We start from the raw sequence: 12,315 nt of genomic DNA, 5'->3' as shown, positions 1-12,315 counted from the left end.
GTTTCTACTCTTTTGAATAGGGCGCAGGTCAGAGTGCGTACGACACAACAGGAGTTGAGGCTGTTTCAGTCCAGATTTGATAAGCGGCTTGTATTGACGGCTGAGGCTATTGTTGAAATCAGCCAGGCTGTGTCGCGTGATTTTGCGCCGCGCATGCAGCGTTCCCAGCAGGCTGTTTCAGCACAAATGTTACGCGATGTCAGTCGAACGATCCGGCGCCAGTATCGCTCCATTACTCAGCGAGTCAATCATGCAGAGCCCGTCTGTGTCGTGATGCCGGTCGATGCTGGGCATTTGCATGTGTATTGGCGTTTACCGGAAGTCGTTGCGGATAAGGTGCCGGTGATTAAGTTGTCTTCAGCCGGTACGACGGAGCAGGTAGAGGTTTTTTTTCGCCCGGAAATTAATGATTGTCAGTCAAAAAAGACAATTATTCCGTTACCGTCATCGCTTCAAAATAGCCATCATCGTGTCTCAATCGGTTGCTTTGATGCGCGACATCAATTTTGTGCTGTGTTGGAATCGACTTGTGTTGCGTCGAGTTTTGCGCAGACCCTGGACGGGCAACGGGAAGCGCAGGGTGATACGATGACAACCCTCAATCATTCAGGGCAAGGATTATAACGATGGCGTTGGCGGGTTTGAATATTGTGTTGCATGCGCATTTGCCTTATGTGCATCATCCGGAATACGAAGATTTTCTGGAAGAAGCGTGGTTGTTCGAGGCGATAACCGAATGTTATTTGCCACTTCTGGCGATGTTGGATCGTTTGCAGGCCGATGGTGTTGCATATCGTTTGACGCTTTCTTTATCGCCTACGCTGATGACTTTGTTGCAGAGCGATTTATTGAAGCAGCGTTATCGGCGTTATTTATTGGCGAGACAGCAATTGATCGAGGCTGAGATCAGGCGCACGTTGGGGCAGCCGGAGGTTCAGCGTATCGCGCTGCATTATCGACAGCAATTACAACAGCTCAGTCAGCTGTATCATGCCTGTGCGGGTGATATTCTGGCGCAATTCAGGCGTCATCAGCAAGGTGGTGGCCTCTGTCTTATCACGACGGCGGCAACGCATGGTTTTTTGCCTTTGTTGCGACAGAATGCGTCGGCAGTCCGCAATCAGGTTCGGATTGGGCTTGAGACTTTTCAACAGGTATTTGATTTTAAGCCTGATGGCTTTTGGTTACCGGAATGCGGTTTTTATGCCGGGCTTGAACAGGTGTTAGCAGAATACGGCGTCCGGTATTTTTTTGTCGATAGCCATGCGCTGGAAGGTGCGGATGAAAAACCACTGAATGGTGTTTATGCGCCAGTGGATTGTGGCAACGGCGTGGCGGCGTTTGCACGCGATCCATTGTGTTCGCGGCAGGTGTGGAGTGCAGATGAAGGTTATCCGGGGGATGCCGATTATCGGGAATTTCATCGCGATATGGGCTATGAATTAGCGCCGGATTATTTGGCGCAGTTTATTTCCAAAGATAGGATTCCAGGCCATATAGGGCTTAAATATCATCGCATTACTGGCAATACCGAGGCCAAACAGTGGTATGATCCAGAGCGAGCGATTAAAAAAGCGCGGCAGCACGCCGAAGATTTTTTGTGGCAGCGGCAACAGCACATTACCCGGTTAAGTCAACAATTGGGACAAGCACCGATGATGGTGGCACCGTTTGATGCCGAATTGTTTGGGCATTGGTGGTATGAAGGCCCGCTATGGCTAGAGCAGGTTTTGCGTTTGGCGGCATCTGGAAAATATGCACTGCAATTGCAGTCCGGTGAGGATTATCTGGCAACGCACGATACCTTGCAAACACTGCGGCCGGCCGATTCAAGCTGGGGGCATCAAGGCGCCTATCGGTATTGGATAAACGATAGCAATGATTGGATTTATCCGTGTTTGCATCAAGCCGCCGAGACGCTGGAAAACTTGATCAAGGATTTGAAAACGGTGCAATTGACCGATTTGCAAGAGCGAGCTGTCAATCAGGCATTACGGTCTTTATTATTGGCGCAGGCTTCAGATTGGTCTTTTATGTTAACGGCCGGTACTACGCGCGAATACGCCAATAAACAATTGGAAGATCATCTGGCGCGGTTTAATTATTTAGTGGATGGCTTGCAGAAGAATCGTTTGGATGCACGCTATGTCGCGGCATTGGAAATTATGGATGATATTTTTCCAACGCTGGATTTTCATCAGTACGAATAATTTGTAGCCGCGGCTTCTGTCGCAGGAGGCGCATATGAGCGAAATTGCATTACTTGCCGTTGAAAATATCATCAGCCGTAAAAAACGGCAGCCGCAGCAACAGCTGACATTTTATATTGAAGTCGAAAACTTAGGTTTTCATAAACAGGTGGATGTCATTTGGGCGGGTGAGTCGGGGGAATGGCAGAACTGTTCGGCTGTTTTTCAACGCCAGCAGCGCACAGGGCTTGAGTGTTGGCAGGCGAAAATACTGTTTTCTGCTACGGAGACGAAACCCTTGCCAGGGAATATTCAATTTGGCCTCAGGTTGCGATGTGAGGGGCGGGAATATTGGGATAACCGGAATGGATTAAATTATCACAGTGATGCGGATTCAGGTTTTCTACTCGGTCAGGGGCGTACAATCGCCCATATTGCGCATCAGAATCAGTTACAGCCCGGCCAGAAAAGTCTGGAATTGAGAGTGCTGGTCAATACCGCATTGCAGCCGCAGCGGGTTCAGGTTCACTGGACTGTGGATGATTGGCAAAGCCTTAGAAAAACCGATGCCCATAGCACCGTTTTGTATTGGGATAAATTATGTCGCAGTAATGCGCGCAATCCCAACCAATACGGTGTTCAGGTATGGACGGTCAAATTACGGGTTGGTCGCCATTTCCGAGTGCAGTACAGCATTGCCTGTCAAGGAAAGGCGGAAACGGTTTGGGATAATAATGCCGGGCAGAATTATGTTATCAGCCACAAGCCTCTGTCGTTGTTGATTCTCAATTTGCATTGTTATCAGGAGCAACAGCAGGATGAAAAATTTTCTACCATTGCGCGTGCGATTGATGAGCTGCAGATCGATGTCGTGTGTTTTCAGGAAGTGGCCGAAAACTGGAATGATGGGCAGGGTGATTGGTCATCGAATGCGGCTAATATTATCAATCAGCGATTGAAGGCGCCGCTGCATTTGTTTTACGACTGGTCGCATCTAGGTTTCGATCGATACAGGGAAGGGGTTGCGCTGTTAAGTCGTTATCCGTTGATTGAACCCGAAGGGCGCTATGTCTCTGAATCGCAGGATCCGTACAACATTCATGCGCGAAAAGCGGTGAAAGCTTGGCTCAAAGTCCCGTATATGGGCTTGATTCAGGTGTTCTCCGTCCATTTGAGCTGGTGGGAAAACGGTTTTTCTGAACAATTCGGGCGTTTGCATGAGTGGGCCTGCCAAGCGCGTTCAAAAGGGCTGAAAGCCAATTTGCTCTGTGGTGATTTCAATGTGGCAGCTGGCTCCGAAGGGTATCGGTTGGTAGTGCAGCATTATGGTTATGAAGATCAGTATTTACAAGCCAATCAGCAGGGGCTGTCGGCGCAACGTTTTCGGGTTGATGATGTGCATTGGGGGGATTATTTGAGCGATGATTATCGAATCGATTTTGTGTTTGCCAATCGTGATCATGAACTTAAATGCACATCGGCCACTACGCTGTTTACCGAACACGACTATGGACGGGTGTCGGATCATGTCGGTTATTTATTCCACTTTGAGCCGGAGATTCAATCTGATCCGGTGCACAAGCATGGGACAACGCAATATAAGCATAAAGCCCGGAAAGAGGATTAAGCATGCAAACCGCTGAACACTATGCCCGTCCCGTTTTTGGTCAGCTTGGCGGCTATTTTCAGCGTATCAATGATTTTAAAGATACGTTTGATATTCGTTGGGGAAAAATAGAGTTCGATATGTTTCATGGTGTATCCTGTAACCTGAAAGTTATTCTGAAAGTGTATCGGGATCAGGGCGTCTGTGAAACCTATATCGTCGATACCGACCCCTATGCCGTGGAATGGGATCGGCATAAGCGCAGCACGCGTGATTTTTATGTGTACCCCCATTCAAAGCATTTCGGCTGGATCAATTGCATCAAAATTGCCTTTATCGTGCATATGGGTGAACATTCGATCGCTTCGGAAAAGGAATACATTTACATGGATTGGTATCAATTACAAGATGCCTATCCCCAGCAGCGGCATATCAATGAGGAATGGTCCACACCCAATCATTACCGAAGCTATGAAGTCGATGCAGGGCAGTTGCAAAGTGATGTGGACTGGTATAACCAGCATTTTGAATCTCTGCACCTGGTACCTAAATTTACCAAAGGCCTTCCCTATCATCCCTTTCACCCCAAACGCTTTATTCATGATCATATTGACAAGACCATCCAGGCCAAACACCAGCAGCCCGACAGATTTTGTACCATCAAGGTCAGTGTCGATTGTATTGACGATAATGATTTTATCAATCACCTGATTCACGCCAGCGAACAGGGCGTTTTTGTACAATGCATTGTCGATTGGCGCAAGATGACCATGACCAACAGCGCCACCTATGCCCGTTTGAAACAATCACGAGTCGAGTTGTTAGGGGTGTTCTGCACGACCAAACATCATTTGATCGAAGTCGAGCCGGATATGCATACCAAATTCATTATTTTTAATGATCAGGATTGCATCATGGGGTCATTCAATATTACCTTCGATCGCTGGTGGGCAAATTGGGAATCGGGCATGACCTTCCATTCTGAAGGTGTGTGTCGTTTGCTGGACAATATTTTTCAAAGTCAGCGGGGCGGGGTGATTCAAAAATACGGTATCGACCCTTTGAGCCATTTCAATCTGTTGTACACTTTTGGTCGGCATACTCTGCTCAATGGTCAGGCCTACCGACCACATCAGGCTATTCTGGCTGAGATTCACCGTGCAAAATATCAAATCCGTATTTGTCTGTTTCTGATCGGTGAATTACGCGGCGATCATCATGATAGCGTTATCGACGCCTTGATTGTAGCTTGGCATCGCGGTGTTCATGTCGAGCTGTTGCTGAACGGGCATTTAGCGCGGGAAGGCAAAATCGGGGTGGAGCGCAGCATGGATGAGGAGTTAAACCGTCCATTGCTACCTGCCATACAGCGTTTAAAGCAGGTTAATATTCCGATTGGCCTGGTCTATGGGCAAGATGATCATCCCGTACCTTATTCACCGATTCATTCTAAATATTGCATTATTGATGAGCATATTGTGATCGATGGCAGTTTTAACTGGTACAACACTTCGGTATTTTCCCACGACCTTATCGTCGTCGCCGCCAATCATGAGGTCGCCAAGCCCTATTTGTATGAATTTGAGCAAATTAAACGTGAATTACGGGTGTTTTGGTAGTATATAAAGGTGCATATATAGCCCGCACTCATAAATCAAAGGCCTGCCCCTTTTGTCCTCAGTGTTTACTTTTCTATGGACCTGAAATTGCCTGCCTCAGCCGGAAAGACCAAGGCAAGCGAGATTGGCTTTAAGCGGGTGGTAATTTTAAGATTTCTTTGAGTCTGGCGATGTGCTTGTTGTTTTCTGCATCAATTACGTCAATGCATTTTAGGCCGCCATCATCTTCAGTTACAAATATCTGGCTGGGATTTTTGATTAAGTGATCCAGGCCTTCTAAAACAAATTCAACTAAATCATCTTTCGGATCATAAGTTATGCCATAAAATGGTACCCATTCGGTTTCGATCTGGTCACCTAATTTCAGACTGGCAACTTCAAGTTCAGCTAGTTCTATCTCTTTAAGTTGTTTGGAAACTTGATCAAAATAACTTTGCCATGCGGATTTTGGTAGTTCACGTGTAATCATAGTAAATTCTCCCGTACATAAAAATTTTAAGCTGATAGTATTTATTTAAATGAGGGCTGTTGAATGAATTACAAGGTGTAGTGGTCAAGTAAAACTGAAGGCTTGTCCTTTTGTTTAGGGCAGAAGGTCTAATAAACACCGGTTTCACAGCTACTAGGGCGCATATATGATAATGATGAATGAGCAGCTGATACCATGTGATTTACATGATTATGTCGAGATCGCCTGTCTGTATGGCTACCGGGTTAGGCTTAAATTAAAAAATGGTCTGATTGTAGAAGGCTGTGCACAGGATGTGACGACTTCCGCAGAGAAGCGGGAATTTTTAGTGATCGAATGTTATCAGCAATGGCAGCAGCATATTGCGCTTGATTCTTTAGCCGAAATGCGGGTTCTGACGCCGCAGGCAAAATTTAAGACAGTTTATTTTTAAATAGACGGTTCTGAAAAAAAACCCTCCCAACTTATTGAAATAAAATATATTCCCTGTATGAGCTGCTGGTTTACTGTGTCGGTAAAGACAAGGATCATAGTCCTATAAATACGGTAACAAAATCGCATTGCTGGTACGGCAAACGAACGCATATGAATCGAAGTTTTGCACTCAATAACTGAATGAATCCAGATCAGTCAATGGAATTAAACGATACAAACTATAACTCTGTGCGCTCTGTGTCGATAAAAGATAGAGGTCAGAGATGGTTTTTTCTTTCACGGTAATGATGAAGGAATGAGATTGAAGAGCCGCTGCGTAACATTAGGTACTAATTTACTTGACCACTACCGTCGACTAATTATTTGGCGTAGATACGGATATCTTGTCTATTCAAAGAGTCTTTGTTGTGCATTATCGAGAATAACTTTGATTAATGGATTTTTCAATTTTCTCTGCGCGGTAATGGCATAAAAGCGCTCAAAAACATCATCAATTTTTCCTAGAATTTTTGCGCCATATTGAAGCTGAATTTCATCTGACACCGCAATGGGTGAGAAAAACAGGCCAATCCCTTTACTGCCAAAGGTTTTCAGCAGTGCACTGTCTTCAATTTCGGCTTGAACGGATGGCGATAAGTCATTTTTATCAAACCATTGGTCCAAAGAGCGTCGTAATACGGTATTTCCCGTAGGCAGTAGGAACGGAGCCCCATTCAGCGCACGGGGAAAGTTATCCTGATAACGCTTGGCAAGATCAGGATGGGCAAAAATAGCAACCTGGGATTGCCCCAGATAATGATTAAATATGCCCTTACCACTAGCCGGAGTCGCCGGCACATCTGATAACACAATATCCAGGCTATGCAAGGAAATTTCTGCAAGCAAGCGCTCTGTTTTATCTTCATGACACTGAATCTGAACGGATTCAGGCATTTTTACAAGAGGCTCTATTAAACGATAGGCGATTAGTTTAGGCATGGCATCGGTCATACCGAGTGATAATCGTAAACTGTTTTCACTATGTTCGCCTTTTAAAACCTGGGTTAATTCCCGCCCGATGGAAAAGATTTCATCGGCATAGTGAAAAACAGTTCGCCCTGTGTCTGTCAGCTCAAGTCGGCGTCCTTGTTTTCTGAATAATATTGTGCCAAAAGACTCTTGCAAAATACTGAGCTGTGTGCTGATGGTCGGCTGTGCTAGATGAAGAATTTCGCAGGCTGCACTGATGCTACCGTGTTTGGCAACCATCCAGAAATAATATAAATGTTGATAGTTGAGGCGTTCCATAAGTGCTTATATAGAAAAAACCTATAGTTTAAATCTAAATATCCTAATTTACTATTTTTACTAATTGTTTATAGTAGATAGCAAGATTAATTTTGACAGTGAATGGATATGAATGAGCAATTTATAAAAGATGATTCCCAGTTACGAAACAATTTCCAGTTATTGCAGCAACAGTTTGAGCAGGTTCTGGAGACTAATGAATGTTCTGATGTTCTTGAAACCGTAGAACATTTACGAAATCAGTTTAGTGCCTTTAAGGCCGATGGCAGCGAAACCAAAAAAGAGACATTGCTTCGAGAGCTTGAAAATCTGTCAAAAGAAAAACAGACCCAGGTTATCCGAGCATTCAACCTGTATTTTAATCTGTTGAATACCGCCGAAGAATCCACCAATCTTTTTCAGCGTAGAAGCCAGATCGAAAAAAACAAGCATTTCTGGAAGGGCTCTTTTCATGAAACGCTGCATAGTTTTAAAGAACAGGGTTTAGATGTTAATGACTTGCAGGTCTTGTTTAATGAACTTGAATATATGCCTGTCATGACAGCGCATCCGACAGAAGCCAAGCGTCGGACTGTCCGGGGGGTGCTTAGAAATATATTCCTGAATCATAAAAAACTGGAACAATATCCGGTGTCGGGGTATTTCCGTCAACAAGTGCTAGATCAATTGCAAAACTACATTCAATTACTGTGGAAAACGGATGAGTTACGCAGTCGTAAAATCAGTGTCACTGAAGAGATTGATTCAGGATTGTTTTATTTTCCACTTTCTTTGTTTGAATCAACGGCTCAGTTATATAGAGGATTGCAGCGTGCCATACATGATGTTTACGGTGAGCAGGCCGTTGAGCAGTTGCAGATACCCAGTTTTTTGAAGTTTGGTTCCTGGATCGGTGGAGACCGCGATGGCAATCCGAATGTAAAACCAGAGACTACCGAATTGGCATTAAGACTTCAGGCCAGAACAATATTAAAGGAATACATCAGTCGGGTTGATTTTTTGCGCGGACAACTGGCTTTTTCTTATGGTTTATGTCACCCAACTGAAGAATTCAATCAAAGCTTGCAGGCAGATATTGAGTTATTGGGGGATGTGGCTGAAAGCATAGGCCAGCGTTGTCAGCAGGAACCTTACCGGCATAAATTGTCCTTGATGAAGTATCGACTGGAACAAGCTTTATTACAGATTGAACAGCGTATTAACGGCGATATGGTAACCGTAACCAATCATCCCTATGGTTGTGCCGGGCAATTACTGGAGGATTTGCGGGTTATCCAGAAATCATTAATCAGCCATGGTGACAAGGCGATTGCGGATCTTGAATTACAGGATTTAATCCGGCTGGTGGATACCTTTCAGTTTTATTTGATGCAACTGGATGTCAGGCAGGAGTCTAGTCGACACAGTGAAGCCGTCGCCGAGATTTTCTCACAAATTGCCGATATTGATTATTTTGCCCTGGATGAAGCAGAAAGAATGAAGCTGCTGGCCGAGGCTATGACGACTCCAGGTGGTTTGATTTACGATTTTAATCAGCTTTCGCCAGAAAGTCAGGAGATACTATCATTATTCCGAGTAATGGCTCAGATGCGTCATGAGCTGGGTGAAGATTGTTTCAGTCGTTACGTGATTTCCATGACTCATTCTGCCAGTCACATTATGGAGGTTCTGTTGCTGGCTGCACAGAATGGTCTGGCGGGACGTTTGGCGGGTAAATGGTTTTGTCATATTGGCATCAGTCCATTATTTGAGACCATTGAGGATTTGAATGAAACTGAAAATATTTTGCATAGGCTGTTTCAACAGCAGGAATATCAGGAATTGCTGAAAGCATATGGCAAGCCTCAGGAAATTATGCTGGGTTATTCAGATTCCTGTAAAGATGGCGGTATTTTAGCTTCAGCCTGGGGGCTGTATCGGGCGCAGCAAAAAATCATTGAAATAGCCGATGAATATAATGTTCAGTGTCGGTTGTTTCACGGTCGTGGAGGAACGGTTGGTCGAGGTGGTGGGCCGACTCATGAAGCGATTTTGGCACAACCGCCGGCGACTGTCAGAGGCAAAATTAAATTCACAGAGCAAGGGGAAGTCCTTTTTTATCGCTATAACAATCAGGAAACGGCTGTCTATGAATTAACCATGGGCGTGACCGGCTTATTAAAATCCAGTTTGAGTTTGATTAAACCGGTTGCTAAGGACAAGCCTGAAAATCTTGCCTTGATGGATGAGCTGGCCAGAATCGGTGAACAAAGCTACCGCCAATTAACAGAAGATACCCCAGGGTTTCTGGACTATTTTTACGAAGCGACACCAGTATCTGAAATCAGTCAGTTAAATATTGGTTCCAGGCCATCCCATCGTAAGAAAAAAGACCGCTCCAAGCAATCGGTCAGGGCTATCGGTTGGGTGTTCTCCTGGGCACAGTCCCGCCAGACTTTTCCCGCCTGGTTTGGAATTGGTTCGGCATTGAAATACTGGTGCGCTGCCAACCCTGAGCGCTTAGAGACCTTACAGCGCTTGTATCAGGACTGGCCATTTTTTAGAAATCTACTCAGTAATGCCCAAATGGCGCTGTGCAAGTCGGATATGAATATCGCCAAGGAGTATGCGGGGCTGTGTCTGGATGAAAATACCGGTAAACAGGTTCATATGATGATAAGCCGGGAGTATCACCATTGTGTAAACTGGATACTGGACATTGCAGAAAGTGACCAGTTATTGGCTGAAAATCCTAAACTGGCGGCTTCATTAAGACGCCGGGATGAGTACCTGGGGCCTTTGAATTTTATGCAGGTAGCCTTGTTGAAGGAAATCAGAAGCCAGGAACTAGATGCTGACAAACAGAAATTGCTGACAAAATCATTACTGGGAACCATTAATGCTATTGCAGCCGGTATGAGAAATACAGGCTAACTCCACAGGCGAAATTTGAGGCTGTTTATTTCAAATAAGCGAAAAAAACCGGCTCAGGCATGCGCGTGAGCCGGTTTGATGAGAGCGCCTAACGATGTGAACTTACTGCAACAGTTCAAAAACCTGTTCGACTTGCTCCCATTCCTCAGAGCCCGGATTTTTTAATCTCGGGTGAATGATTCGCTAAATGTCAACCAACCTGTCGCATTTTTTGCAATAATTTACGAAATGAATTTTATTAAGCTGCTTGACATTCTGTTGTGTTGAAATTTTCCTTATCCGGATTAAGATAAACATGGCCAATGGGCGTTAAATTTCGTGTTTGTCGTCCATTCCATCGCTCTGGATTGTCTCTTTTTGCTTGCTCGATGACTCGTTTTCTTTTTTCGAGTACGGCGCTGTCTAAGCCGTTATGGCGTTGGTTGGGTGTTACAAACTTGAGCGCACTGTGTTGATGTTCATTGTTGAACCAACAAACGAAAGCTTCAACCCAGTTCCTGGCTTCGCTTAATGTTTTAAAAAGGGTTTTCTGGAAAGGTATGATGATATTTGACTGTTTTAAATAACGATTCTGAATAAGGATTATCATTACTGACACGAGGTCTGCTGAACGACGTGGCAATGTCTAAATCGACCAATTTGGCCCTTAATGTTGCGCCTTTCATCGGACTGCCGTTGTCAGAATGTATCACCAATTGCTTTTTGTCGATGTTTTCCCGGCGAGCGATATCTTCGATCAAATCAGCAGCGTGTGCGCTTGATTCGGCATCATGAACTTGCCAGCCTACGATTTTCCGACTATAGATGTCCATCACCATGTAGAGGTAAAAATACTGCCCTTTGACGGGGCTTAATAAATACGTAATATCCCACGAGTAGATTTGATTGGCCTGTGTGGCTTTGAGTGACTGCGGTTTATTATGCTGACCTGCGGCTCCTTTAGCTCTGTGCTTAAGCTGGTTGTGGGCTTTCATGACACGATAAAAGGTTGATTCTGATGCGAGATAGCAGCCCAAATCCAATAACCTCGGAACGATTTGATGCGGCGTTAAAGCGCTGTATTCCGGTTTATTAATCACGGTGATGATTTCTTGCTTGATGGCCTCGGATAATTGATTGTGCACAGGCGCTGTATTGTGCAGTCGTAGGTCTTCTGAGAGTCCTTCTCCCCGGTTCCAACGCTGATAGGTTCGAGCTGATATACCCACCAGTTCACAGGCTAATTTCTGCCGCGCTCCATTGTCAACGGCTTCATCAATGAGTGCGCTGTAGTGTTGGCGATCTGAGTAGGCGATTAATCGGCCGCCTTTTCCCCCAGATCGCTTGGCACTTTTTGATAACACCAGTAAAGCCGCTGTTTCTGATAACGCTTTCTCTTTGCGGTTTAGCTCCTTATGCAAACGCTTGTTTTCTTGTTTGAGTTTTGTTTGCGCCTGTTTATATACGGATTCTGTTGATTTAGATTCTGACAAAAATTCCGCTTTCCAGGTATTTAGATGATGTAAGTAGATGCCTTGTTCACGACAATAGGCGCTAGCCTGATCATCGGTGAGATGATGACAATGAACAATGGCTTCAAAACGTTCTACTGTATTCCAATCTTGAGGGCTTTTTTCTTTTGACATGTTTGACTCTGTTTTTTCGAGTTGATTTTTCTTAGCTAACCGAATCCATTTTTGAAGTGTGGAGTAACCCACACCTAAAGTAACTGCAATTTGCTTTAGCGATTGTTCTGGTCTTCTGGATAATGCTTTTTCTACTGATTGTACTTTAAATTCTTGGCTAAATACGCTCATT

9 protein-coding genes are annotated in these 12,315 nt (G+C 44.8%); 6 read left to right on the top strand and 3 right to left on the bottom strand.

What is annotated here, in order from left to right:
- Positions 1–33: 33 nt before the first annotated feature.
- The 4 genes from JEU20_RS05025 to JEU20_RS05010 are packed head-to-tail and all read left to right on the top strand — an operon-like array spanning position 34 to position 5,414.
- Entirely contained in the window at positions 34–624 is a 591-nt protein-coding gene (locus tag JEU20_RS05025) for a hypothetical protein (RefSeq protein ID WP_198243930.1), read from the top strand.
- Positions 625–626: 2 nt separating this feature from the next.
- On the top strand, positions 627–2,210 hold the full coding sequence (locus JEU20_RS05020) for a glycoside hydrolase family 57 protein (protein WP_198243929.1): 1,584 nt from the start codon (positions 627–629) through the stop codon (positions 2,208–2,210).
- A 34-nt stretch (positions 2,211–2,244) separates the two neighbouring features.
- Entirely contained in the window at positions 2,245–3,816 is a 1,572-nt protein-coding gene (locus JEU20_RS05015; protein WP_198243928.1) for an endonuclease/exonuclease/phosphatase family protein, read from the top strand.
- 2 nt (positions 3,817–3,818) lie between these two features.
- Positions 3,819–5,414, top strand: coding sequence for a phospholipase D-like domain-containing protein (locus JEU20_RS05010; RefSeq protein WP_198243927.1), 1,596 nt, complete (start codon positions 3,819–3,821; stop codon positions 5,412–5,414).
- 130 nt (positions 5,415–5,544) lie between these two features.
- On the opposite strand, the gene JEU20_RS05005 is transcribed toward JEU20_RS05010, so the two are convergent.
- Positions 5,545–5,883, bottom strand: a complete 339-nt coding sequence (locus JEU20_RS05005; protein WP_198243926.1) for a DUF5335 domain-containing protein — start codon at positions 5,881–5,883, stop codon at positions 5,545–5,547.
- A 172-nt stretch (positions 5,884–6,055) separates the two neighbouring features.
- Here JEU20_RS05005 and JEU20_RS05000 point away from each other — a divergent pair, with 172 nt between their 5' ends.
- Complete coding sequence (locus tag JEU20_RS05000; RefSeq protein WP_342590460.1) at positions 6,056–6,316, top strand: Rho-binding antiterminator; 261 nt, start codon at positions 6,056–6,058, stop codon at positions 6,314–6,316.
- A gap of 389 nt (positions 6,317–6,705) precedes the next feature.
- Here JEU20_RS05000 and nhaR read toward each other — a convergent pair whose 3' ends face one another.
- Complete coding sequence (gene nhaR / locus JEU20_RS04995) at positions 6,706–7,605, bottom strand: transcriptional activator NhaR (protein WP_198243925.1); 900 nt, start codon at positions 7,603–7,605, stop codon at positions 6,706–6,708.
- Between the two features lie 102 nt (positions 7,606–7,707).
- Here nhaR and ppc point away from each other — a divergent pair, with 102 nt between their 5' ends.
- On the top strand, positions 7,708–10,518 hold the full coding sequence (gene ppc, locus JEU20_RS04990; protein WP_198243924.1) for a phosphoenolpyruvate carboxylase: 2,811 nt from the start codon (positions 7,708–7,710) through the stop codon (positions 10,516–10,518).
- A 238-nt stretch (positions 10,519–10,756) separates the two neighbouring features.
- Here ppc and JEU20_RS04985 read toward each other — a convergent pair.
- Positions 10,757–12,314 (bottom strand): IS3 family transposase gene (locus JEU20_RS04985; RefSeq protein ID WP_425356678.1). Its coding sequence is split into 2 segments (ribosomal slippage): positions 10,757–11,041 and positions 11,043–12,314, totalling 1,557 coding nucleotides; the frame shifts between segments, so codons are not numbered across the junction.
- Between the last annotated feature and the right edge of the window lies 1 nt (position 12,315).

It is taken from the genome of methane-oxidizing endosymbiont of Gigantopelta aegis (genome assembly GCF_016097405.1).
Taxonomy (GTDB): Bacteria; Pseudomonadota; Gammaproteobacteria; order Methylococcales; family Methylomonadaceae; genus Methylomarinum.
The sequence above is the reverse complement of the archived record's forward strand: the minus strand, read 5'-3'. Positions and strand labels throughout refer to the sequence as shown.